Below are 25,587 nucleotides of genomic sequence, written 5' to 3'. Positions count from 1 at the left end.
ACCCTGTGCGACGAGCGCGGTTTGCGTGACGTGGCCTTCGCCGCCACCCGCGAGCCCGAGACGCGGGAGTACTGCGTGCAATACCGCGAGACCGACCTCGCCTTCGTCGAGCGCCTCGCCGCCGAAGAAGGGCTCTTTTACTTCCACGAATTCGAGGAGGCGCCCAACGGCGCCCACCGCCTGGTGTTCGCCGACGCCCCCCAGGCGCTCGCGCATCTCGGTTCGCGGCCCTACCACAGCCGCGCCGGCGGCACGCCGCCGAGCCGCCACGTGCGCAAGCTCGAACAGCTCGCCCGGATGGCCCCGGCCTCGGTCACGCTCAAGGACTATTCCTTCAAGCAGCCGGCCTATGCGCAACTCCACGAACACGCAGCAGACGGCTTGGAAGAGCACGCGCAACGGGACGACTACGAGCATTACGACTACCCCGGCCGCTACAAGGCCGACGCCTCTGGCGAGGCCTTCACTCGCATCCGCCTGGAGCACCTGCGCCGCGAGGCGCTGACCTGCGCCGCCGAGAGCGACCTGCCCGAGCTCGCCCCCGGCACCCGCTTCACCCTCACCGACCACGACCTCAGTGAACTCAACCGCGACTGGCAGGTGGTCTCGGTCATTCATCGCGGCGAACAGCCCCAGGCGCTGGAGGAGGATGGCGTCACCCAGGGGGATGCGGCAGGGTTGCGCCTGCAGGGTCGGGCAGGCTCGGAAGGCATGACCCGCTACCACAACACCCTGGTGCTGACACCCGGCGACACCGCCTGGCGGCCCGAACCCCATCCCAAGCCCCGCGTCGACGGCCCCCAGGTCGCCTTCGTGGTCGGGCCCGAGGGCGAGGAGATCCACTGCGACGAGCACGGCCGGGTCAAGGTGCAGTTCCCCTGGGACCGCTACGCCGAGCCCAACGAAACGGCGAGTGCCTGGATCCGGGTCAGCCAGGGCTGGGCCGGCGGCGGCTACGGCAGCCTGGCCATCCCCCGGATCGGCCACGAGGTGATCGTCTCCTTCCTCGAGGGCGACCCCGACCAGCCGCTGATCACCGGGCGCACCTACCACGCGGTCAACACGCCGCCGTACCCGCTGCCCGAGCACAAGACGCGTACCGTCATCCGTACCCAGAGCCACAAGGGCGAAGGCTTCAACGAACTGCGCTTCGAAGACGAGGCCGACGAGGAGCAGATCTGGGTCCACGCCCAGAAGGACCTGGAGCTGCTCACCAATAACGACCGCACCGAGGAGATCGGCAACGACAGCTTCCTCACCGTGCACCGTGACCGCATCGCGGAAATCGACAATGACGATCACCTGACGGTACATGGCCAGCGCCACACCCAGGTCGACGGCGACGATCACCTCATCGTCAACGCCAGCCGTCACGAGAAATACGGCCGCGCGCAGTTGGTCGAAGCCGGCCAGGAGGTCCACCACAAGGCGGGCATGAAAGTCGTGATCGAAGCCGGCGCCGAGATCACCCTCAAGGCCGGCGGCAGCTTTATCAAGCTCGACCCCAGCGGCGTGACCATCGTCGGCAGCCAGGTCAAGATCAACTCCGGCGGCAGCCCCGGCTCCGGTTCCGGCCAGGCCGCCCAGGCTCCGGCGCTGCCGAGGGGGGCGACCGGTGAGTCGCATGAGGCCGTGGCACCGATTCGGCGCCGCGCCCAGCTCACATCGCTTTTGAAGGCGCCGGCCAGCTGTGAGATCTGCGAGTCGGGTAACGGCCAGGAGGGGGCATAAGTGGGCGAGCCGGGCCGTATCACGCATGTGCTGGTGGATGGGGTGCGCTATCCCGATGCCCTCAAGCGGTTGTATTCGCGCGATGATCTCGTCGAGATCGTGCCGTTATACCTGCTTACTCGTTTCAAGGACGTCGCGGCGGAAGGGCCGATTCTGGTGGCGCCAAGAAATCGTCATTTCGTCGACGAAATTCTTGCCGAGGGGGATGGTGAGCGGACAAGAGCCATGTCGCTGATCTCGAGTGCGGCGACCACCGAAGAACTGGGAGACCACCTGCTGGGTTTCGTGGAGATCGAGGTCGATGGGGTGCAACGGCTGCTCCGATTCGCCGATCCGCTGGTGCTGAGACATTGGCTAGCGAGCTATGGCGGGAGCGTGCCGGCCGACGTGATGGGGCCGATCGACACCTGGCGAGTGACGCAGTGGGCGCCGGCCTGGGACAAGCATGAAGCCCCGGTTTGGCGAACGTTCGAGGTGGAGGCCGATCAGTCACCTTCTGACGAACAGCTATTGCGCTCACCCGATCACTTCGCCTCGCCGCAGCTCGACGCCCTGGACGCGGTGGCTCGCTGGCAGTTCAAGGAGCGCTTGGCGGAGTATTTCGAGCGCCATGCCGGTGAGGCCTGGTCAGGGCTGGCCGTTGAGAGAAGAGGCGATTGGCTGGAGTCGCGCCTGGATGAGGCCCTGGCCTGGGGAGCGCAGACGGAGCGGCAACTTGCCATCTGGATGGAACTGAGCCTGCGCTGGGGGACGGGCTTCATGACGGCCACGACCGGCCCCTATGCTCGCTGGGTGGCTCAAGATCCATCCCGTGACAGGTTGCCCCAACAACAGCAGCTGTATGAGTTGGATGCCTGGTGTCGCTCGACTGAGGGGATCCAAGAGGCTAACAACGAGACAACAAGGAAGTCACACCATGTCTGATCGACAAGCCCAACAGGATGCGCGCGACGCCGAGTTCGGCGAGACTCCCTTCGGTGCCACCAGCATATGTCCGCTGTATCTCGAATGCGCCATTTTTCCGGTGCGCTATGCCATCGATGAAACATCGAGCGAGAGGGAGGAGCCCCAAGGCCCGCATCCCTTGGCCGAAGCATGGCAACGGCACGGCTACCCTGATCTGCAGACGCGCAGCTACTGCCTGCGCCAGCTCCGCGATGGCTGGCTGTACGTGTGGGATGAGATCGACCGAACCTTCCACGAATATCGCATCGTGGGGCATCAGTTCACTCGGATTCCTTGGCCCGAGGACGTCAACGAGACCCGGCCCGATGAACGCAAAGGGGACGGTGAGAGCAAACCCTACCTGCTGTATCCGTGCCGCAGCCGGATTTGGCTTGCCTACTCTCCCGCACAGTGGACCTGGCGAATCTGCGAGCACATGCGCTCGAACGTGGATGCTCGCCGGCGCTTCATGCGGCCGCTCAACATACGCTCGGCCATCGTAGACCCTGAGCACACCGCACACGTAGGCCCACTGAACGAGTTGGGGCAGCACCTGGCCGATATTACCCCGCAGGGTGCGGCCAGCGACTTCGACTCGACCACGGTGATGACCCGGGCGCTCACCCAGGAAGAGCAAAAAAAAGAGGACGAGACGGAATATGTCGCCCTTGCTCATAAGCCCGAGATCGATCAGAACGCCGTGCTGGCCCAAGTACCCGACAAGGATCAGGCACTGTTCGTCGCCCTGGATGATCAACTAGGGATCGTCAACGACCTGACAATGAATCTGCTTGGGCGTGAAATGGAGCTCGAGCATTTTACCGACCAGCATGGCCACCAGTTGCAAACGGCGCGGGTCGTACAGGAGCTGTGTCTGGTCGACATTGATGAATTGGTCGACGCTGAGGCGCGTGACGACCCCGAGCGCTACCGTGAGTCGATCATTAAGACCGGTGAACTGATGGATGTCCTGGCCAGTATGGAGCGTGGGTCGGACCACACCCTCGTCGCAAAGGAGATGCAGGCCAGGCGGTTGCGCGAGGAATTACGCGAGCTGGGCATGTCCAACCCTCCAGGCCGCAACAGTCCGCAGTACCATGCCTGGCATGCTAAGGAGCGTCCTCGCCTCGATGTTAGGCTCGATGAGGTCATCGAGTGTCTTGCCGAGCATGGTCCGCAACTGGAGCGCCAGAAGGCAGAATGTCAGCATTGCTGCGATGATCTGATCGCTTGGTTGGATAGGCTTCCGACCTCGGCCCAGGCGCTGTGCTTCGATGGTTGCAATGCGCTCCAGACCCAGGCGCTGCTTGAATTCACTCGAATGGTGAGCGAAGCACTAGGTGCCAGCGAGGAGGGACGTCAATGGCTCACCGAGCGGGTACGTCGACGCGACAATCTAATAGGATTGGCACTTTTCAACTTCTCGCCGTCGCTAGCCGAGGCTCTAGACGCTATCGCGCGGGAGTGGCTTGAGGAGACCCCGGGCAGCGATGCCGAGAGCGCTATTACCGCAAGCGATGTCGCGGGAGTAGCCAACAATCTCAAGAGCGTGCTTGACCTTGAGCACGTGCAACAATCTGCGCTGTTCCAGGCTCTGGCCCAGCCCGTCCAGGATACTTTCGCTACGCTGCAGAAAGTCGTTGCCGGTGCTGGCAGGCAGGCCTGGGAAGCGCTTGCCTACCTGACACTGCCCGCGGCTGGTGCCGGCGCCCAAGTTGGCACGCAGCAAATCGCAAAGGGCGTCTCGATCGCCATGCTGGCAGCCTTCGTGCATCCTGACAATCAAGGAGCCTTCTTACAGCGCAACGATGGTACCGAGGCTCAGCAACGCCGCTGGCGTGCCGGCATGCTGCGCCTGTCAATGGAGATCAAGGCCCAGCAGCTTCTGCTCTACACGCCTATGTCACCGAGTCGGCGTGCTGAACTGTTCCGCACGATAGGCTCACTCGAGAACGACTATCAGGCTTTAGCGTTGCACGAGCCCAAGCGCTTTACTGCGGGCCCTGCACAAGGGGCTACTGCATCGCTTGCTACCCTGGGTTTCGACGAGCTGCGTGAGCAACATCGGCTGCGTATCGAACGCGGTGCGGGCAGTGCCGCTGCGGCTCGTCGGCGTATGGCCCAATGGGTGGAGAGTCGAGGCATCGGCGGATTGCCGCTGTTGGTCGCCACGCTCAACCTGGCCAATGTCGCCGACAGCATCCGCAATGCCCAGCGGGACGGAATGAGCCAGGCCGACCTGGAAAAGATCGCCAGCCAGGCCAGCTATGCCAGTGCTGCGGTGATGGCGCTTTGGGTCATGCCTTATTGGCAGCGGCATGCTAATGGAACAGCCTTGTTGCGTGGAAACATAACCAAGATTGCCGGGGCAGGAATATCTAGGTGGGAAGCTGCTGGGCAAGCCAATACGGCGCGAATCGCCGCCAGGCTATCAAGCCGCGTTGCGGGTATGGCGGCCTTTGCTGCTATTGGGGCTGGTGTGGAAGCTTGGCAGATTTGGCAGCAGCTCAGAACTTCAAACAGTCATGCTGAGCGCCTAGCCCTTACCGCAAAATTAACTACCACAGTTGGGATGGCTGCCATAGGTAGCTTCCAACTTGGCGGAGCGCTTGCAGGCCGCTGGTTTGCCTTTGGCTGGATTCTTGCCCCTTGGGCCAGTTGGGCGTTGCTGATCCTGAGTGCCGGTTATCTGCTCGCCTCGATGTTCTCCGAACGCTATCGTCGCGAGGGGGTACGGCTGTGGCTGTATCGAAGCACCTGGGGCAAGGCCACCCAGTGGTCCGATAGCGATGCTGACCGGGTTGCCGAGCTGCGCGACCTCAATGAAGCGCTATTCGCTCCCGCACTCAAGTTGACGCCAGTCGTCAGGACCGAGTTCGATGTGTCGCGGACGCCCTCCCAATACTCGCCCGGCAGAAGGGTGGAAACGCTACAAGGCTACTGGATTCAGCTGGCCCTGCCCGCCGCCATGGGGGGCGAAAAGGTGACGATCACTCAGGATGCTTCGGGCGGCTTCTGGGCGCCCTCGGCCAGCTTCAAAGAGCGCCCGGCCACCCGCCGGGACATGGAGTTGCCCGGCGCTTCGAGCTATAGCGAGGAGGAGCCACTCCGCGTGTGGCAAGCCTGGTTACCCGCAGAACGGTTGCCGGACGGCCAGCCCTTCCTGCTCAATGTGACCTACGACGAAGCGATATATGGCGATGCCCACGGCGGGCTCAGCTTCACCTTCTACAAGGCCGAGCCGAGACAGGGCAAGTACGAGGTAGAGGTCAATGACCGGTACCGTGGGCTGTGCTCATCGGCGACAATCGAACTGACCGTACCGACCCCCTAGGAGACGATGACGACGATGTGGTTCATTCAACCCAAGCAGGACTATGTGGCGCAGATGCCATGGAAGCACGCCGAAGAGCCGGCGCTGATGTCGTGGCAGATACGGGCTAGGGCTTACAATACATTTGTAGCCAATATTTTGTTTGTTATTTTTTTTATAATTTGCTTGGGTGTTGGGGTTTTACTGTTCAGTATTAGTGAGGACTTTATCTCTTCCCTGTCTCTGGGGGGGGGGATGTTTTTATTCCTCCTGTTGATAGCTATGAGCATGACTCACCAGACCGCGATTATCGTCTATCGCCTTACCGACAAGCGCATTGAGGTTTTCTCGTGGAAACCTCAGATCGATTCGGTCAAGCCGGTGATGAAATGGACCGCAATCGGCTCCGGTGTCGTGGTGCTGTTCCTGATGTTCATCGATCCTTCCTTCCTCATTGCCGCTATCGGCCCCGTTGGCATAGGAATCGTCTCCGCGCTGATGGGCACGTCAAAGAATTATCAGTCTCTAGTGGGTGACGACCAGCATTATGAAATCGACTGGAAAAACACGGAGGAAGTCGCCGTATGGAGACAGCGATCTGTCATTGGCTTGCGCTTCACCTACCACAACGAAGACGGATTCAGCTATACCGCCTATAAGACGCTCTATTGTCAAAAGCAAGACCTTGAGGCGCGCATCGATTTCATTCGAGAGAAACTTCCCAACAAGCCCTACCGTGAATGCAAGCTGGATGTTGACTCAGATGGTGCCTTCGCGGTGGATTAGGCCCGCTACGGAAGTGGCAAGTCTTGATGGAAATCCTATTTGAACCTTCCGTCAAGCTAACCCCAGCAATAAGCGTAGAATCCGAAACCTCGACAATCAGTTATTGGGGAACAGGCGATATCACAACGACGCATCATGGGTTCTGGCTCCAACTGGCATTGCCAGCGGCACTGGCTGGCGAAACCATCAAGGTTTCCGAACTTGCCGCGGGCGGTTTCTGGGCTCCGGCTAACAGCTTCGAAGCAAGCCCATTTCGACATGGGGTCAATCGAGAGGCTCTGTCCGCCGCCTCTAGTTATGAGGCATCGGACCTGCGCGTTTGGCAGGCCTGGATACCCGCCAGCGAGCAGGGAGAAGATGCACCTTTCAATCTGACGGTAGACTATTCCGAATCGTTACTATCATCGCCCGAGGGCCGTGCGGATTTCACCTTCTTCAAACCTCGCGCCGCAAGCGGCAAGAAGGAGATCGAGCCAAATAGCGAGGAAGGTCGGGGCATCAGAGCGCCAGCCCGCTTTGATCTCATGGTGCCTCTTACCCCTGAAGAGCAAGGATAAGGTCATGTGGTTTATCCAACCCAAGCAGAACTATATTTCGCAGATGCCTTGGCAGCATGCCGATGAGCCGGCAGTAATGAGCTGGCAGATTCGAACTCGGGATTACAATACGTTTGTGGCTAACCTGGCTCTCATGCCTATGACATTAGTGTGCTTGGGGGGGCTTATATGGCCTCCCTGTTTGCACAGACATTACTCGGCTCCTTTTTACTGGGGGGGATGTTTCTATTTGGCATACTCATTGCGATGAGCATAACCCACCAAACCAAAATCATCGTCTATCGATTTACCGAGGCGAGCGCTGAAGTCTGCTCGTGGAAACCGCAGATCGATTCCGTCAAGCCGGTATTGAAGTGGCTATCAATCATTCTTTTGCCGATAGTGGGTGTTATTATCCTGATGGACCCTGGGTTGGCCATTACCGCCATCGGTCCGCTCGGCATTGGCGCGATGGCTTGGATGATGGGGTCGTCTAATGAGTATCAAAAGATGCAACGAAATAGTCGGCATGATGAGATGGAGTGGAAAAAAACGGAGATTATAAGGACCTGGAGAAAACGTAATATCATTTCATTGACCTATCAATGGAAGCCCTATAGTAAGAACTCTCGGTACAGGCCGCTTACCCACCTTGTTTATTGCCATGGCGGTGAGCTTGAAAAGAGGATCCAATTCTTCAGGAAACATCTCCCCAATGCAAAATACGAAGAAGGGAAAATCGATATCTGAGGAGCTGTAGCTGTGGTGGGCTCTAGCAGAGCCCCAGGTTCAGATAGCATGGTTATGCCTTTAAGCGAGCCGTTTATTTTGATGTGGCTAAAGCGAGATGCTGTTGTCCTTTCCCGAGGACCGTTCGAACCTCACCTAAGATCATCCGCCTGCGCTGAGCCGTAGCGACCAAGTAAATCACCGGGCATTCACAGGAAGGCCCTAGCCTTGCTGTTGCCTGAATCCGCGCAGTGGGGATGGAAAACGATGACATCAGGGCAGGCGCGGGGCGTCTGCCCGGGCGGTAGCGTGGGGTCCATGCGTAGCTTTGGCACCAACACGGGTTACCACGGAATGAAGGACGGTCCATGACCACCACAGCCAAGGAACAGGAAACACCCGCCATGGCGCTGCGCGCCGGCGAGCATCTGACACGCGGCCCCAACGAGCTCTATAGTCTGAGCCCCCGACCCATCCCCCTGGGGCCCACGGCGGGCGGCGGGGCGGATGTCGGTCGGTTGGTCCATCGCCGCGACGAAGCGACGCTGGACCTGCTGCATAACGTCAGCCGCAACGGCATGCTGGCATTGGGAGGGGCGGCAGTTTGGGTGATGCTCTTTTTTATTTTTGTCTGGGCCTCAGCTGTCTTAATGGTCTTTTATGGCGGCTTTACCTGGGGCGATGCGCTGGGTATCTGGGGGGGGGGGCGCCTATGCGGGCCTGCTGTTCTTCGGGGCGCTGCTCGTTATTCCCGATCTCTGGCTTCGCGGTACCGCCCCGGTACGCTTCCATCGCCAGCGCCGCGAGGTGGCCTTCGTGGTGGAACGCCCCGGGCGAAAGGTTTTTTTGCCGGCCCCCAGCGCGCACCTGATGTATGGCTTCTGGTTTGCGCTGTTTTCCATCAGTGGCTTTTTAACGTTGGTCAGTCTCGGTGGACTCGGGGGCGAGATGCATATGTTCGATCGCCAGGGCATTGCGCTGATGGCGACTGTTCATCTGATTATTTCCCCCGCCCTGGCCATCGGCTATGTCCTCTTCTACCGCTGGGTGCGGCGCCTGGCCGGCTGGCGCAAGGAGACCGTCTTCGTTCCCTGGGAAGACGTGGTGGCGGTGGCGACCCGCAACATGGCCGTCACCGTCGGTGGGCCGGCGGGGCTGGGCTGGGAACTGCACATCCTGCCGCCGGACCCCGAGCGGCCGGGCTATAGCCTGGCCGGGGCCGGTGTCTCGGCCGGCATGACCGGCCTGCAGATGGCGATGATGCAATGGGAGCTGATCCGTCGCTATATGGAAGAGGGCCCCGAGGCGGCGCCCGAACGCGCCGACGACTATAGCGTGGCCTGGTACAAGGAAGAGATGGCCCGGCAAAGGAAGCGCCATGAGCGGGAGGGCAAGCCGTTCTGGCGCTACCGCCTCAAGTGTTGGATGGAACTGGCCTACTTCGCCAGCTGGTACACCGAGTACCGCGTCAAGCATGTGCTGCCCAAGGCCAGCCCCAAGGGCTGGGTAAAGGAGTGGTCCCAACCGCTTCCCGAATCCGAATGGGCCAGGCCCTCGGCGGAACTCACCGAACTGACTCGCCAGGTAGAAGCCGCCTATGAGCGTGGTGAGACCTTCCTCGACCTGGGGCCGGTTGAGGAACGCTTCGGGCAACCAAGTGCCGGCGAGGCGCCGAAGGCGGCCTATCCCAGCGTACCCTTTGCCGCCCACTCAGGCTGATACCAGGAAGGGGCTGGCTTGGCCATTCCCCGTCGGCCGTCGTGCGCTCATCGACGATCCGACACCGGACTTCTCACCAAATTTATCAGGGGCTGGCGCGGCATGGACGAAGCCAGCGTAAAGAAGATTCAGGAAAAGAAGAACCGCAGGAATATTCGCTTGCGCTAAGCCGTAGCGAACGAGCCAATCAAAAGGGAACTCGACTATGCGTAACAAGGGGCCGGACTTGCCGCAGCCTGAGCTATCCCAGCCTCACCGTGCGGGTGACGTACAGGTGATTCCGGGGGGGGAGGATAACCTATCTGGCGCCACTGCCCTTATCGTCGGGCCAGCCGTCCTTGGATATGAGTAAAGCTGTCGGTGAGCTTAACGACATTTGGCTGGATTTTGGAGGTGGATGGCCAAACGTGACCGTGTGGCAGACAATAATTGGTGGTGTATGTGGAATAGTCTTAATGTGTGTCTTGGTCTTGCCAGCGGTTATTTTTTTTATCATGCCAGGCATCTCTCCTGAAAATTTTCTTTTTTTATATAAGTTACTTTTCTGGACAGGTGTGGTCGGTGGTCTGGCTATCTTCTTAATCTCATATCTCGGTTATTACGCTGGTATGAGCCGTTTAAAGCGCAGCATTCCTGTCCGTTTCAATCGCCAGCGCCGTGAGGTGTGCTTTACCCTGACCGATACACAGGAAACCGTCTTCGTGCCCTGGGAGTCCTTGATGGCTTGGGTGGTGGAAGCTCGCGGGGTCACCCAGTATGGCGTTCAACAGCAGTATGGCATGGGGATAGGGTACGCCCACCCGGAAACGGGCAAGTGGCTGAAACTCGAATTCATGTCGGCGGGCTTGCCCCTGGCGATCAGCAACTGGGAAGCCCTGCGTGCCTACATGGAGTATGAAGTCCACTCTTTGTACGAAATCCAGGATCCTCACCTGCCGCGCGGTAAGGACGACCCGCCCTGGGAAGGGGTGCATACGCTGCGCAATGCGCGTCGCCGTATGCGCGAGCGTCGGGCCAAGGGTGAAGTGGGGCCGATCTTCGCTTTCTTCTGGTATGCCTATCACGTCATCGAACTGTGGAACCTACCTGGCTACCTGACCGAATGGGAGGCCAAGCGCCTGATGAAGTCGCGCCCAAAGCTGCGCCCGGTTGAGGTGGAAGAATGGTCCAAACCCTTGCCAGAGGAGCAGTGGGCCAAGCCCAGCGAGGAGCTGGTGCGCGTGTCAGCAGAGGTGCGCCGACTGCGCGAAGAAAACCCACATCGTTCCATCGAAGAGATCTTCGCTGACGCCTATCGTCGCCAGGGAGTGGTGGCTTGATAAATGACCAAGAACCGCAAGGGTCTGCCTGAGCTTTATTGATTGAGAGTTCTATCCAGCAACAGCAGCGCACTCTGCCAGGAAGAGGCGTCGGCGGCGGCATTGTAGCCAATCGGTAAGTCGAGTTCCTCGCTCAGTGCGTCGGCGCTGGGGTTCGTGAAGCCGTGAAGGGCCTGGGGGTAGGTGATGACATCGACTTCGGCACCTTGTGCCTCGAGCGCGCGCGCCATGGCTGCCAGGCTTTCACGTTCGACGAGCGAGTCCGCGCCACCATTGTGGATCTGCACCGCACCATTGAACTCACCGCGTGCTGAGGCTGCCTGTGTGGGATCGCTGTGGAAACTGATGGCAGCCTCGAGCGGCATGCCGGACAATGCCATGTTCATTACGACGCTACCGCCAAAGCAGTAACCGATGGCCGCCATGCCGGTATCTGCCACGGCAGGGTGCTCGCGTAGCTGGGTCATGGCCGCTTCGAACCTGGCACGCGCGGCTGGCCAATCCTGCATGACTTGCGAGGAGAACTCGCCCGCTTGATCGGGGTGCGTGGCGACTTGCCCCCCGCCATACATATCCACCGCCAATGCCACGAAGCCCAGAGCGGCGAGCTGGTCGGCACGTGCACGGGCATAGTCATCGAGCCCCCACCACTCGTGCACCACCAATACGGCCGGCCGGGGGCTCTCATCATTGACGTTATGTGCCAAGTATCCCTGGTAGGTTTCACCACCGGTTGAATACTTGAAGATCTCGCTTTCGACGCGCGGCCCCCAGGCCGTGAGGAATTCCGACTCGGGTTCAGTTTCGGGAGTTGCCGGTAGGCTGTTCTCCTGGGCCATTGCCCAGCCTGCCATCAACCCCGATATCAGGCACAAGAGCGTGAATAGGGTGCGCATGTGAAGCTCTCCTTGCTCATTTTCTTTGTCAGGTCTCGGAGGCAGAGGTCGTAACCACCCTTTACTAACATAGCTGCCCTCGGGGGCCCGCGTATACCGCCACTGCCTGACGTCCTCGTGTTGGGATTGGGGTGCCTTCTGCCCAAGCAGCATCAGGCGGGCGTGCTTCGAGAGGTCGATATCGCGGTCGGTTGCGGATGGTCGACTTGGGCTATCACCGGGCCACGTGCATCGAGAAGGCTTGTGAGTTCGAATTCGCGAGATAGGCAGTGGTTGAATAAATCATTAAGTCAATAAACTCTCTTTCACGGACTACGCTACTACTGCTGTTAAACTCACCGCCCTGAAAAGAAAACCCCGACCGAGGCCGGGGCAGGTGCGATGAGACGCGATATTTTGGCGAACCCGTAGTAGTGAGCGCATAATCTGAAGCATCCTACGCTAAAATAGGATAGCCGGTTTTGTACGGTCAGGCGGTGTGCGATGACAATTCTTCGAGTCGGTTCGAAAAAATAAAAAACCCGGCCGTGAGGCCGGGCTTTTTATTAACGCTTCCCTATCCAACTCCCCTAGGCTTCCTGCCCAGGCATCCTTGGTTCAGAGCGTTCCGTCGCTCGGCCTTCCATGTTGGGCTTTCCTTTTCCCTATACTTATAAGATGGCTGAAGAAGGCGCTTTGTTCCTTAACCTAGGCTATGAAACCGCGTAATAAAATCAGTAGAATAGTTTTTATATGTAAGAATGGGTAAGGAAGCGTTGTGTCGCTTCTCTCACTTAGCTTTATTAAAAAATCAAGATGCGACAGGTCCGCCTGCGGCGTACGAAAAACCCGGCCGTGAGGCCGGGCTGTATCTTCGCTTCCTTACATCCTTCTCGGGTATCCTTCCGTCCCGAGCGTCCCTGGATAGTCGAGTCATCCTGACTCGGTCGTCCCTGCTGAGCACTCCTTGCTCAGTTGCCCTTATAAAGTGCCAACCCCAAGCGAAGCGGGCGTTAACATGAAGCAAGCATCAGCGTAAGACATCGACGATTTGTTTTGTAGGAAATTGCCTACATTACTCGTTTACTTGATAGCGACAGGGTTCACCGGGGAGCCGGAGCCTTGCGCCATCTTCAGCGGCGCGGCCACCAACAGGAAGCTGTATTGGCCATCCTCGGCACTATCTGCGGCCAAGTCCTCCAGCCACCAGATTTCGGATAGCACTACCCCCATGTCTCGCATCAGTGCGCCGTGCAGGGGGATGACGTAAGTCTCACCGTCGATTTGCTGTGAGACCTTTTCCACCGCTAGGTTGTCCGCAGCGATGGCGGGGATTTCCAGCTCATCGATCCATTGCAGCAGTTCAGCGCTGTAACACAGCCCCGGTTCGGTCATGGCATCCCAGGCGGCATCTGGCTCCTCGTCCCAGTAACGGGAGATGGATCCGGTGCGGATGACCAGAATATCTCGCGGATGGATGGTGGTGCCCTGGGCCTCTGCCGTGGCTCTAAGGTCGTCCAGGCCGATGCAGGTATCGGGAGCGAGACGGTGATTTTCACCGCTGCCCAGGTGACGACCCACATCCAACAGCACGCCGCGTCCCACGATACCCTTCTCTCCGATAGCACCCACGTCGCCGTGGGCATGACCGTGGATGGTGCTCTGGGCACTTTCCCCGCCGTAGACTTGGTCGCCGTACCAGCCATGGGCAAGACCATCCACATGGGTCGTACCTTGCAAGTACATGAAGGCAACGTCATCGGAATATTTGACTCCACCGGCCAGCGGATCGAGCTTGCCCGAGGCATAGAGGGCTTCATCCTGTGACATGTAGTGCTGTACAGGAATGCGGCCGGGGAACACCGGGCCGTCGCCGGCCGTCATGGGAACCTGCAGGGTAAAGGTCTTGCCGCTGTTTACCGTGCCGATCGCTTCGAGGACTTCGTTGCCCCCAAGATAATTCAGGGCGCCGACCTGATCGCCGTCTCCCCACTTGCCCCAGTTCGATGGCGCGTCTCGTTGCAGTACCTCCATGGAAGGCTGGGCGAAGGCTGCCGCAGCGGTCAGGGTCAAGCTGGCTACTATGCCGCTCTTGCAAATTATTGAAGTCAGTCCTTTCGTATGCATGGCGCTCATCTCCTTCTACTTGTTGTTGTTCTGGTCACCCCATGGTCGTTGGAGCGGCCCGTCTGGCCTGTGCTGGGAATAATGCTGTCGTCGCCTTGGCGACCTTACGGATCAATCGAACAGCACGATCTGGCGGACGGCCTTGCCAGCCGCCAACTTCTCGAAGCCGTCATTGATTTGATCCAGGGTCAGGGTGTCGCTAAGCAACTTGTCCACAGGGAGCCTGCCCTGGCGGAACAGGGCGATGTAGCGGGCAACGTCGCGGATGGGCACGCAACTGCCTACGTAACTGCCCTTCAGGGTGCGCTCTTCCGCCACCAGGCTGACCTGCTGGATCGCCACTTTCTTGTCGGGATGTGGCAGGCCACCGGTTACCGTGATCCCGCCCCGGCGAGTGACCTGATAGGCAAGCTCGAGTGCTTTTTCGGAGCCGGCCATCTCGATGGCGCAATCGACGCCGCCGTTGGTTGCTGCCTTGATCTTGTCGACGCAGCCCGCCTCGCCGCTATTGAAGGCTTGGGTGGCGCCCAGCTCCTTGGCCAAGGCCAGCTTGTCGTCGTCCAGATCGATGGCGATCACTTCCGAGGCGCCCGCCACCAGCGCCCCCAATACGCTATTCAGCCCGACGCCACCGAGGCCGACGACAGCGACCGTCTGGCCAGCCGTGATGTTGGCTGAGTTGATGGCCGCGCCCACCCCGGTCAGGACCGCGCAGCCGAACAGGGCGGCATGGTGGAGAGGAAGCTCGGCATCGACCTTGACCAGGGAATGGCGTGACAGCACGGCATACTCGGCAAAGGCCGAGACGCCGATATGGTGATGTACGTCCGTACCGTCCGCCCGGTGGAGTCGACGCTCGCCGCTGATCAAGGTGCCGGCGTTATTGGCGACGGCAGCGGGCTCGCACAGCGCCGGTCGCCCTTCAGCGCAAGGCGCGCAATGGCCGCAGCTGGGGACGAAGACGGTGACCACGTGATCGCCTTCCCGGAGATCGTGCACGCCTTCCCCCACGGCTTTCACGATACCGGCGGCTTCATGACCTAGTACCATGGGGGTCGGTCGAGGCCGGTTCCCATCCATGACCGAGAGGTCGGAATGGCACAGGCCGGCGGCCTTGATCTGCACCAGCACCTCATTGCTGCCGGGCGGGTCCAGCTCCAGCTCCTCGATCACCAGCGGTTGCGTTTCCTGATAGGGGCGTTTGGCGCCGGTGGCTTGCAGTACCGCAGCTCGAATTTTCATGGCCGACTCCTTGTCGTTCTCAGGCAGTATGTTGTTGTTGACTGTTGCTTGTAGCGTTTTCCTTACGGCCGAACGAAACGGTGCCTCGCTCGATGCGCCAGGTCTTATCGACAAGATTTGCGGAGTGGCTGTCGTCGGATTCCGCAATCAGTACCGTCAGGCCCTCGCCTCGCAAGTCGGCGATGACGGCGGACAGCCGTTGCGCCAACACCGGCGCCACCCCTTCGAACGGCTCGTCGAGCAGGATCAGCTCACGCCCGGGAATCAGTGCCCGGCCCAGGGCTACCAATTTTTGTTGACCGCCAGAGAGCTGTAGCGCCTTGCGCTCGCCGAAGTCGGCGATTTCCGGTATCAGCGAGTACACCCACTCGAGGCGCTCTTTGCCGTCGCCGATCCTGTTGGCCCAGGCCGGCATCAGCATGTTTTCGGTCACTGTCAGTTCGGGAATGAGACGCCTGTCTTCCGGCATGTAGCTGACTTGCAGCTTGGCGCGACGATAGGGGGCCAATTGGGTCAGCTCTTCCCCCTTGAAACGGATGGAGCCGGACGTTGCCGGTAATAGGCCCATGACGGCGCGGATCAGGGTGGTCTTGCCGGCGCCGTTATGGCCGATCAAGCCGGCCATCTGGCCGGTGGGAATCGTCAGGTTGATGTCCCGCAGGATGCTGATGGGGCCGATCGAGACGTTCAGGTCGGTAATTTCCAGGCTCATGTCAGACATCCCCCTTCTCGGTTGCAGAGCTCTTGCGAGACCGTTTGCCGGTCACCAGGGCCTGCACCTGCTCGTCGTTCATCACCTCCTCCACGGGGCCATCCTTGATCACCACGCCATTGGCAAAGGCCATTACACGAGTCACATATTTCTGAATGATCTCCATGTCGTGCTCGACGAACAGCACCGTCAGGCCGCGCCGTTTCACCGCCTCCATTACCGTGTCCATCAATGCGTGTTTCTCTTCCATGCTGACCCCGCTGGTGGGCTCGTCCAGCAGCAGCATCTTGGGCTCACCGAGCATGGCAATGGCGATGTCGAGCAACTTGCGCGCTCCTTGGGGCATTGCGGTCACCATTTCGTCGCGGTACCGGGCAATGTCCATTTGGCTGACGATTTCGTCCGCCGCTGCCAGGCGCTCGGGAGTACGCACCGGTTGTAGCATCTGCATGTGCTGGTTCTGGGCGGCTGCCAATGCGATGGCCAGATTGTCGATCACCGAAAGCTCAAGAAAGAGCTGGGGAATCTGGAAGGAGCGGGCCAATCCCTCACGCATCAGCTTGCGTGGCCCCAGTCCCTTGATGGGGCGACCATTGAAGTAAATGCTGCCTTTCGAAGGGGGAAGATAGCCGGTAATCATATTGATGAAGGTGGTCTTCCCGGCACCGTTGGCACCGATGACACCGACGATTTCGCCCTGGGTGATGGTAACGCTGATATCTTCCGCGGCCGTCACCGCGCCGAAATAGCGGGAAAGGCTTTCCGTTCTGAGAATCTCGGTCATGTCGTGGCCCTCCGCGAACGGCGGAACAGGCTCCAGATTCCCTTGGGCAGGAACAGGATGATCAACAGCAGCACGATGCCGAGAATCATCTGCCAAGAATTGGGGAGGAACTCCACCGCGTAGGTTCTGACCAAGGCGAAGATCATGGAGGCGATGAATGCCGCTGCAACGTGCCCGGTGCCACCGAGCAGGGCGATGAAGACGAACTCGCCGGAGATGGTCCAGTAGGCCATTTCGGGGTCGACGTGTCCGGCGGCCAGGGCCGTCAGCGAGCCCCCCATGGCACCGATCGCCGCGGCCAGAACATAGTTGATGTAGAGTACCTGCCGGCGCGAGATGCCCATGTACTCCACGCGAACCTCGTTTTCGCGGATGGCCTCGCAGGCCAGGCCAATGCTGGACTGGAAAAAGCGATTGAGAAACAGCGCGATCAGCAGGCCAATCGCCAGCGTGAGCCAGAACACGCCCATGCCGGACTGCGGTATCCAGCCGAACAGCGACCACTCCATGACACTGAAGCCATCGGTGCTGCCGAGGTTATGGCTCTTGACCAGTACGCCGAACAGGATCATCGAAAATGCCATGGTCAGCATGGCGAAGAAGATTTCCCGGTAACGGGTCAACAGCAGGCCCAGGATCATCGCTATGGCCGTAGAGGCTACGACCCCAGTCAGAATCAGTACCAGGGCGTCCTGAATTCCCCAGAAGCGGCCACCCATGCCTACCGCATAGCCACCGATGCAGAAGAACAGTCCTTGGCCGAACGAGACCAGGCCCGAGCGCATGAGCATGACCACACCGAGAACCACCAGCGCTTTGGCGACGGCCAGTGTGGTGAGGAAGATCAGCCAGCTCGGGCTCATCAACCCGGCCAGGCCAATGGCCACGGCGGCAGCGACCATCAGAGTTTCGGATTTCTGTAGAGGCATCAGATTTTCCTCGCAGTTGCCTGACCGAACAGGCCGTTGGGCCGGAAAATGAGCACGGCAGCCATCACTGCGTAGATGATGAACAGTTCGAACTGAGGCATGGTGTGGATCGATGTGGCCCTGGCCAGGCCGACGATGATGGCGCCTGCGGCGGCACCAGTGATGCTGCCCAGGCCACCGGTCACCACCACCGCAAAGGCCAGCACGATGACCTCGATGCCTATGCCCGGCACCACGGAGATGATCGGAGCCGTAATGCCGCCGGCAACGGCCCCCAGGGTGGCGCCAACCATGAACGTGATGGTGAACATGCGGCGTACATTGACGCCCATGGCTTCGGAGACTTCCCGGTCGTGGATGATCGAGCGAAGGATCTTGCCGAGGTTGGTACGTTCCAGCCAGAACCAGAGGCCAAGACCGATGGCGATCGACAGGCACAGCACCATGATGTCGTAGCCGGAAACCGTGAGGACGTCGATGTCGACCCGCCCCATGGCAGCGTAGGGCTGCCATGCGTAATACGGCGTTGTGCCCCATAGCAGTTTCATCGCATCTTCGAGAATAAGCAGGATCGCGAAGGTGACGATCAGCATCAGGATTTCGTCGCGGCCATACATCAACCGCAGTATGCCCCGCTCGATCAAGAGACCACTGAGCGCACCAATGGCGAGGGCGCAGCCGGCCAGGATGGCAAAGGCCAGCCATAGCTGGCTGCCGCCTCCGGCGTAATACCAGCCGATGGCCGAAGCTGCCGCATAGGCGCCCAGGGCATAGAGACTTCCATGGGCCATGTTCAGAATTCTCATGACGCCATAGATGACGGTCAGACCTGCCGCCACCAGAAACAGCCATGAGGCGTAGATGAAGCCGTCAATCAGTATTGCCCAGACCGTTAACATCGCTCTGCTCCAGTTATCGGTGGGAGACCACTGCCTGGGTGCTGCCCGTTCAGCGACACGGAGCGCCGCTGAACGGGGCGACATCCAGGTTCAGTAGCTCTCGGTGGCCGGCAACACACCAGGGTTGCCGACGGAGAGAGTTCAATCGCACTGGGCGCCGGGGAAACCTGCACGAATCCACTCCTGGGCGTTCTGGCCATCCGGGGCGGAGACACACTCTCCACGGTAGGAGCGGACGTTGCGCAGCTCAGCACCCTCGCCCGGGGTGTAGTGATATTCGCCGTAGAGCATGTCCTGCATGGCCTGGTGGCCATTGGCCAAGGCCATGCGCACGGTGCCGCTGACGGATTCGAACTCGGCTCCCTTCAGGGTGCTGGCCAGCTCTTCGCTGCTGGGCACGCCGTCGGCGCCGGAGTTGTCGGCGGCAAATTTGAGGGCCAGGATGGCCTGTGCCATTTTCGAGGAGGGGTAGCTCGGAGGGGTGCCGTGTTCGGCCTCGTAGGCCTCGTTGAACCACTCACTCAGCGCGTTCTCCGGCATGAATGCCCCGAAGGGGCCGCGTCCGCCGAGGATGGTGCCGTTGGGCGCCTGCCCCTCGAACCGATGCAGCCCCGATTCACCGGTGGTCAGGATGGCGGTTGCCTGGCCCAGCAGGCCGCGGGCGCTGGCTTGTGACACGAACGACTCCATGTCACCGCCCCACATGCTGGAGTGGACGATCTCGGGACGCTGGGTCTGCAAGGCAGAAATTTCGCTGCCGTAGCTACCCGAGAAGAGCTGAGGCGTCTGATTGTTGACGATTTCGGCGTCCGGCATCAGCTGTTCCATGGAAAGCGTGAAGTCGAGCCAAGAATCCTGCCCCCATGCATAATTCTGTTGGATACCGGCGATGCGGGTGGCATCGGGGTGCCGGTCCAGCAGGTAGCGTGCCGCCCCGACGTTATCGGCGACGGCATCGAGGCCGGTGCGGAAGAAGTAAGTGGGGTCGTTGAGCTCCTCGAACATGCGCGGGGTGCCGCAGTCGAAGGCGATGGTAAAGGTGCGCAGTTCTTCGGCCACCGGGCCGACGGCCAGGCAGTCGCCGCTGGAGATATAACCGATCACCGCGTTCACGTTCTGCCGTTGCACCAGGTTGCGGTACTCCTCGACTTGCTGGGTGGGGCCGCCGGCTTCGTCGATCACCACGGACTCGAGCTGCAGGCCATTTACCCCCGGGGTGTCGTAAGGCGGGGGCAGTTCGCCGGCGTTTATCGCCTTGATCACGGTTTCCGCCGCCTGTGCGGCGGGTACGCCGAAGGGGCCGGAGGCGCCGCCGGAGAGGAAGGTCACGAGGCCGACCTTGAAGGTTTCTTCCGCCTTGGCGACGGGGGGCGTGGCGACGAGTCCGGCCGCGACGATCGCCACCGAGGCGGTGTTACCCAGCAGGGTGCGCTTCCAGCCTGCAAGTTGCGTTGCGTGCTTCATGGGTGACTCCTTGGTTGTTGTTGTGCCGTAGTCGTGCTGCTTTGTCGTACTGGAAAGGTGAGCGGGCTAGCCGCCACCAGATCTACCGCGTCGCCTCTCGATGAGAGACGGCGATGGTTTTAGGGATTCGGCGTCATAGACTTTCCAGTTGCCCAGGATCACCCGGGCCGGGGGATATTCCTGGCTGGGCACGGGCGTGCCGATGGCCTGGGCCTGGATGATCTGATGCGTGGTGGCATCGATGTAGGAGACATAGCCTTCCGGATCCTTGGGAAGCTGGATTTCCAGTCCTTCCAGCGCCTCCACCATCGCCTCGGTATCGGTCACGTCACCGGCCAGCGCGATGGCCTTGGCAATAGTGAGAATGCCGGCCCAGGCCCCCTGTGCGGAGTAGTTGGGATAGCGTCCGGTAAGCTCGTGGAAGCGAGAGACGAATTGGCGGTTCAGCGGTGTCTGTGGCCAGTTGACGTGATGACGTGCGGAGAGGATGAGTCCTTCCGGGGGCATCTCACCGAGTGCGACCAGGCTTTCGTAATCGCCGCCGGTATCGAAGTTGGCCACTCGCATGAGGTCGAACAAGCGAGTCGTACGGGCCTGATCAATGAAGGCCGTGAAATCCCCGCCCCACAGTGCGACTACCAGCACGTCCGGAGGTGATTCCAGCAGGGATTGGATATAGAGCGAGTAATCCGGCTCATAGAGCTTCGGCCAGTAGCTGCCGGTCACTTCATAGCTGACGCCATAGAGTTCCATGGCTTCCTGCAGGTCGCGCCAGGCGACTCGGCCATATTCATAATCGGGGCCGAGAAAGGCGATCTTGTGCCAGCCCCCCTCCCGCTGGAGCTCCTGAAGGTAGCGTGCGCCAGCGGCATGGGAATGCCAGGTGTCGCTGGAAACCCGGAAATAGTAGCGGTGACCTTCCTCCAGCGTGGCCCGGGAGGAGGCGTGGTCGGTACCGACGAGGATGGTCTTGCGCTGCCGGGCCAGACGACTGACGGCCATGCCCACGCCGGAGCTGACCATGCCGCAGAGAATGTTGGCGTTATCCTGCTCGATGAAATCCTCGGCCATGCGTACCGAGAAGGAGGCCTTGGAGCGAGAGTCATCGACGATCACTCGTAGCCGGGGCGCAGCCGGATCGGTGGCGAGTTCTTCAAGGGCCATGCGGATGGCGACGATACTGTCGCGACCGTAGCTGGCGGAGCGACCGGTCATCGGATAGAGGCAGGCGACGGTGGCGTCGGCCACCACGTCGGGCGCGCCCAGCTCCACCCGGCCGACCGAGGTCGTTTCGTTGATGGTTGCCTCGTTGCCCTGAGCGACGCTCATGGCGAATGCGAGGGTCACGGTCAAACCGCTGGCGCAGAGTGCTGCGCGCAAGCGGACTGTTAGTCCCGGCAAGCTTGCCTCCTGGACCGGTTGAGTCCGGCGTGGTCAAGGTTTTGTTATATGTTGCTTACCCATGACTTCAGCAAGAAGCGTGCCAGGGGGAGGGGGAGTTGGATTGGCGGCCCGTCCATCGGTCCAGGACACAGAAAATGAGCGGTAAGCGCTCATCGGCAAGAGAAAAGGAGCGGTAACCGCTCTGGCCGGCATGCGTCAGCTATGCAAGCCCAAGCCGCTGCAGACGGCGCTTGAAGGCGTGGCGTGAAAGCCCTAACTGTTCGGCGGCTTGTCCTTTGCGACCGCCGCTCCTGTTGAGCGCATCGATGACCAACTGGCGTTCGGTACTGTGTAGCCGTTCACCTAGGGTGGTGTCGTTACCTTGTTGAGCCGTCGTGCCTTGATGAAATTCGACCGGCAAATGGCCGGGACGGATTCGCTGACCTGGATGCAGAATGGTCAAGCGTTCGACCAGGTTACGCAGTTCTCGCACGTTGCCCGGCCAGCCGTAGGCGACCAGCCTTGCCAGGGTCTCCTCGGGGACGGTAATGGGACGACAACCTTCCTCTCGGGCCTGCGCGGCGATGAAAACCTCCAGTAGTTCGTGTATGTCTTCACCGCGCTCGCGCAGGGGGGGAAGGGTCAGTTCAATGACATTGAGACGGTAATACAGGTCCTCGCGAAAGCGCCCAGCACGAACTTCATCCTCCAGTGATCGGTTGGTTGCGGCGATTACGCGGGCGTCAGCGGTGTAGCTGGCGGCGCCGCCCACCGGGCGATAATCGCCGTTTTCGAGAAAGTGCAAGAATTTGGCCTGCAAGGCCATGGGCAGTTCGCCTATCTCGTCCAGGAACAGTGTCCCACCATGGGCTAGCGCCACCAGGCCGGGACGCTTCTGATGCGCACCGGTATAGGCGCCCTTTTCCGCCCCGAACAGCTCAGCTTCGATGAGCTGTTCGGGTAGCGCGGCGCAGTTGATCTCCACGAAGGCGTTATCGCAGCGTGCGCTCTGGTCATGGATGGCCCTGGCGACGATGGCCTTGCCGGTGCCGGATTCACCCAGCAGCAATACGCGACCGGCACTGCTGCCGGAAACGCGCTGAACGGTCTGCCACAGCCGCTGCATGGCTTCGCTACTTCCCACCAGCCCCGACGCCGATGCACCACGGCTGCGGTGATAGGCCAGTTCGTCGCGCATCTGGTTGCGTTCGGTCAGCGTCGAGACCAGGTGAAGCAACTCATCCAGGGCGAAGGGCTTGGTCAAATAATCGGTGGCGCCGGCTTTGACCGCCTGCACGGCGGCCCGAGTATCGCCGTGGGCCGAGACCATCACGACAGGCAGCTCGGGATGCTGGCGCGAGGTTTCCGCCAATACATCCATACCGCTCATTCCGGGCAGCCTCAGGTCCAGCAACATCAGGTCAGGCCGGGCTTCTGCCAAGGCGGCCAGGGCCGCTTCGCCGGTATGGGCGCTGCGCGTGGCGAACCCCGCCTCATCCAGGGCGAAAGCCAGCGAGCGTACGAAACTCTTTTCGTCATCGACGATCAGGATATGGGTGTGCATGGCGTGTCCTCGTCGCAGACTTTGTTCTTATGTCAGCCTCGGCTGGGCAGAGTCGCCCTCGGCCTGTAACGCCGGCAGGATCATGGTAACGGTCGTGCCTTTTCCTGGGCGACTGCGGATTCCTAACGTGCCACCATTCAGTTCTATCAGTTGACGCGAAATGCTCAAGCCCAGCCCAGTGCCCTCCTGGCGGGTAGTGAAGAACGGCTCCACCACCTTTCTCAGCGTTTGCTGATCCATTCCGCAGCCGTCATCGGTAATTTCGATCGTCAGGCTGCCGCCGGTGCGATACGCCTGCAGGTGAACCTGCCCTCCCGCTTTGCAGGCCTGGATGGCATTGGCTATCAGGTTGACCAGACACTGAATGATCTGATCCGCGCTGGCATATAGGGCAAGCCGCGAATCTCCATTGACCTGGATCTCCACTCCACGGCTCTCGGCCAGACCCGAGGTCAAAATGGTGGCATGCCTGAAGATTTGCCCTATTTCCACCACCTGCGGTTCGCCAGCGACCGGACGGCCGTAATCGAGCAGGTCGCCCACCACCCGGTTGAGACGATCGATCTCCTCCTCGACGGAGACCAGCAGAGCCCGACGCTGGCTATTCGCCTCGCCTTTTTCCAGTGCCTGAACCGTCAGCTTGATCGTAGCGAGAGGATTGCGGACTTCGTGGGCCACCCCCGTGGCGAACTCACCCAGTACGGCCATCTTTTCCGCCTGCACCGTCCGCTCGATCATATCCTGAAGGCGATCCGCCATGGCGTTGAAGGCATGGGCCACGACATCGATTTCGTCCTTGTCGTTGCGTGGGGTCTGAAGGCGGAAATGCAGGTCGCCGGAAGCGAAGGCCTCCGCTCCTGTCACCAGCCGACTCACTCGTCGGCGAAGGCTACGGGCAAGTGCCCAGAACAGCGCCACTATGCCGAGGGCCATCACTCCGGCCAGAGCGTAGAGGCCGAACTGTACGTTTCGCAGTGGGCTGAGGATGTCGCCGGCCGATACCAAGTAATCGATACGCCAGCCGGGCAGCACTTCCGGGCCGCTTCGCAAGCCTTCCGGCTCGTTAGGTTGAAGATTGCCTGTGGGATCCAATAGATCGCCAGCCGGGGTTCGCAGGAACGGCCTCAATACACCCGCCAGGTTTTCGATGCGCATCAGTTCGGTCAGGGAGGCAAGGCGAACGTGCAGGGCGATGGCACCCTCGGTGCTCTGGCCGGCAATGTCCCGTAGCGGTTGGCGTATGAGCAGCCAGCCCGGGCCAGTACCGGAGGTCAGGCTAGGGCCAATGATTTCATTATTGTCCAGATAGACGGAGGGTAAGGCGGCGATCGACCAGTTCTCACGACCCCAATAGGGTTCGCCCGACGCTGCCTGGCCAGGAACGACCTCAGTCAGCGCGTCATTGGCGTCAAAGAACAGGATGCCATAGAGATCCGGCGCATCGGCTTCCACACGCACCAGCTCTTGCAGACCTTCCGGGACCGCATCGCTGTAAAGTAGGTACAGCGGCATCGAAGGATGAGTCGATAAGGTTTCGAGCTGGTAGATGCGATTCTCGATGAAGTTGGTCAGCCGGTTGGCGGTGCCTGCTACCTGGGCTTCCAGCCGCTCGCCGGCCAGGCGCTCCGTGACGGAGTCCGACACCGTGGCATAAAGCGCACTCAGTACCGCCACCGAGCCAATCATCAGCGTCAGCGACAGGAAGGAGTAGCGCCCAACCAGACTGAGCTTGAGCTTCATGCACTTCCTTCTTTGTTCTTGTACTTGTCATAAGGCGTTCTGCTCTTTTCTACACGAAACGAGGGGATTCCTGGAAGCCACACATGACTTTCCTTCTACCCCCCGAACGGCAGTACCGCGGCGTATACCGCGAAGTAGTGGCAGGTGCTGCCGCCGAGCACGAACAGATGCCAGATGGCGTGGTTGTAGGGGATTGCGCTGATGGCGAAGAAGATCACGCCCAAGGTGTAAGTGATGCCGCCGGCGGCGAGCAGGACGATGCCGGTCGTGGGCAAGCGGGCACTCATCTCGCCGCTGGCGAAAACGACCAGCCAGCCCATGATCAGGTAGATCGCTACTCTCGGCACGGTGAAACGGTGCGGCCAGGCCAGCTTGCAGGCAATACCGGCGAGCGCCAGGGTCCAGACGATGGCGAACAGCGTCCAGCCGGTGGGGCCGCGCATGTTGACCAACAGGAAGGGCGTGTAGGTACCGGCGATCAGCAGGTAGATGGCACAGTGGTCCAGCTGCTGGAACATGCGCTTCAACCGCGGGTGGCGAACGCCATGGTAAAGGGTCGAGGCGGTGTAGAGCAGTACCAGGGTCACGCCGTAGAGGCTGATACCGACAATCTTCCACGGGTCGACATGGGCGGCCAGGCTGGCCAGTACCAGCAGCACGATCACCCCCGCCAGGCTCAGCGCGGCGCCAATGCCGTGGCTGATGCTGTTGAGCAGTTCCTCGAGAACGTGATGGCGATGCCCGCCTGGGGCGAGGGAGTGCGGCATGAGGTCTCTTCCGTCAGGATCGC

20 protein-coding genes are annotated in these 25,587 nt (G+C 60.5%); 8 read left to right on the top strand and 12 right to left on the bottom strand.

Going from position 1 to position 25,587, the window contains the following annotated elements:
- The 8 genes from CYJ07_RS09305 to CYJ07_RS09270 form a co-directional block, all read left to right on the top strand.
- Positions 1-1,731, top strand: a 1,731-nt coding sequence (locus tag CYJ07_RS09305; protein WP_104203409.1) for a type VI secretion system Vgr family protein, incomplete at its 5' end; no start/stop codon positions are given.
- Positions 1,732-2,655, top strand: a complete 924-nt coding sequence (locus CYJ07_RS09300; protein WP_104203408.1) for a DUF4123 domain-containing protein — start codon at positions 1,732-1,734, stop codon at positions 2,653-2,655.
- Complete coding sequence (locus CYJ07_RS09295) at positions 2,573-6,010, top strand: T6SS effector BTH_I2691 family protein (protein ID WP_331280923.1); 3,438 nt, start codon at positions 2,573-2,575, stop codon at positions 6,008-6,010. Before CYJ07_RS09300 ends, CYJ07_RS09295 begins: the two co-directional genes overlap by 83 nt.
- Before the next feature lie 6 nt (positions 6,011-6,016).
- Complete coding sequence (locus tag CYJ07_RS09290; RefSeq protein WP_104203406.1) at positions 6,017-6,775, top strand: hypothetical protein; 759 nt, start codon at positions 6,017-6,019, stop codon at positions 6,773-6,775.
- Between the two features lie 26 nt (positions 6,776-6,801).
- A complete protein-coding gene (locus tag CYJ07_RS20285) occupies positions 6,802-7,332 on the top strand; it encodes a hypothetical protein (protein WP_156085484.1) in 531 nt (176 codons plus the stop codon).
- A 168-nt stretch (positions 7,333-7,500) separates the two neighbouring features.
- Entirely contained in the window at positions 7,501-8,061 is a 561-nt protein-coding gene (locus tag CYJ07_RS09285) for a hypothetical protein (protein ID WP_231489585.1), read from the top strand.
- A gap of 660 nt (positions 8,062-8,721) precedes the next feature.
- Positions 8,722-9,759: a hypothetical protein gene (locus CYJ07_RS09275; protein WP_104203404.1), complete on the top strand. Its 1,038-nt coding sequence runs from the start codon at positions 8,722-8,724 to the stop codon at positions 9,757-9,759.
- Between the two features lie 455 nt (positions 9,760-10,214).
- A complete protein-coding gene (locus tag CYJ07_RS09270; RefSeq protein WP_231489584.1) occupies positions 10,215-11,078 on the top strand; it encodes a hypothetical protein in 864 nt (287 codons plus the stop codon).
- 35 nt (positions 11,079-11,113) lie between these two features.
- Here CYJ07_RS09270 and CYJ07_RS09265 read toward each other — a convergent pair whose 3' ends face one another.
- The 12 genes from CYJ07_RS09265 to trhA form a co-directional block, all read right to left on the bottom strand.
- Complete coding sequence (locus CYJ07_RS09265) at positions 11,114-11,974, bottom strand: dienelactone hydrolase family protein (protein ID WP_104203402.1); 861 nt, start codon at positions 11,972-11,974, stop codon at positions 11,114-11,116.
- Between the two features lie 1,062 nt (positions 11,975-13,036).
- Positions 13,037-14,080, bottom strand: a complete 1,044-nt coding sequence (locus tag CYJ07_RS09260) for a cyclase family protein (protein ID WP_104203401.1) — start codon at positions 14,078-14,080, stop codon at positions 13,037-13,039.
- Between the two features lie 111 nt (positions 14,081-14,191).
- Positions 14,192-15,322, bottom strand: coding sequence for a zinc-dependent alcohol dehydrogenase family protein (locus CYJ07_RS09255; RefSeq protein ID WP_104203400.1), 1,131 nt, complete (start codon positions 15,320-15,322; stop codon positions 14,192-14,194).
- 19 nt (positions 15,323-15,341) lie between these two features.
- Positions 15,342-16,034, bottom strand: a complete 693-nt coding sequence (locus tag CYJ07_RS09250; protein ID WP_104203399.1) for an ABC transporter ATP-binding protein — start codon at positions 16,032-16,034, stop codon at positions 15,342-15,344.
- Position 16,035: 1 nt separating this feature from the next.
- The gene (locus CYJ07_RS09245) at positions 16,036-16,818 is read right to left on the bottom strand and encodes an ABC transporter ATP-binding protein (RefSeq protein ID WP_104203398.1); all 783 of its coding nucleotides are present in this window, start codon (positions 16,816-16,818) and stop codon (positions 16,036-16,038) included.
- Positions 16,815-17,747, bottom strand: coding sequence for a branched-chain amino acid ABC transporter permease (locus CYJ07_RS09240; RefSeq protein ID WP_104203397.1), 933 nt, complete (start codon positions 17,745-17,747; stop codon positions 16,815-16,817). The genes CYJ07_RS09245 and CYJ07_RS09240 overlap by 4 nt, the downstream gene beginning before the upstream one ends.
- Positions 17,747-18,646 (bottom strand): branched-chain amino acid ABC transporter permease, encoded by a 900-nt coding sequence (locus CYJ07_RS09235; protein WP_104203396.1) that lies wholly within the window; start codon positions 18,644-18,646, stop codon positions 17,747-17,749. Before CYJ07_RS09235 ends, CYJ07_RS09240 begins: the two co-directional genes overlap by 1 nt.
- 141 nt (positions 18,647-18,787) lie before the next feature.
- Complete coding sequence (locus CYJ07_RS09230; RefSeq protein ID WP_104203395.1) at positions 18,788-20,110, bottom strand: ABC transporter substrate-binding protein; 1,323 nt, start codon at positions 20,108-20,110, stop codon at positions 18,788-18,790.
- A gap of 66 nt (positions 20,111-20,176) precedes the next feature.
- Entirely contained in the window at positions 20,177-21,511 is a 1,335-nt protein-coding gene (locus CYJ07_RS09225) for an ABC transporter substrate-binding protein (protein ID WP_197038303.1), read from the bottom strand.
- 202 nt (positions 21,512-21,713) lie between these two features.
- Positions 21,714-23,057, bottom strand: coding sequence for a sigma-54-dependent transcriptional regulator (locus CYJ07_RS09220; RefSeq protein WP_104203394.1), 1,344 nt, complete (start codon positions 23,055-23,057; stop codon positions 21,714-21,716).
- A 27-nt stretch (positions 23,058-23,084) separates the two neighbouring features.
- Entirely contained in the window at positions 23,085-24,797 is a 1,713-nt protein-coding gene (locus CYJ07_RS09215) for a sensor histidine kinase (RefSeq protein ID WP_104203393.1), read from the bottom strand.
- 95 nt (positions 24,798-24,892) lie between these two features.
- Positions 24,893-25,564, bottom strand: a complete 672-nt coding sequence (gene trhA, locus CYJ07_RS09210) for a PAQR family membrane homeostasis protein TrhA (RefSeq protein WP_104203392.1) — start codon at positions 25,562-25,564, stop codon at positions 24,893-24,895.
- Between the last annotated feature and the right edge of the window lie 23 nt (positions 25,565-25,587).

This window comes from Billgrantia saliphila, assembly GCF_002930105.1.
In the GTDB taxonomy this organism is placed as follows: Bacteria; Pseudomonadota; Gammaproteobacteria; order Pseudomonadales; family Halomonadaceae; genus Halomonas; species Halomonas saliphila.
This window is presented reverse-complemented; position numbering and strand designations above follow the sequence as displayed.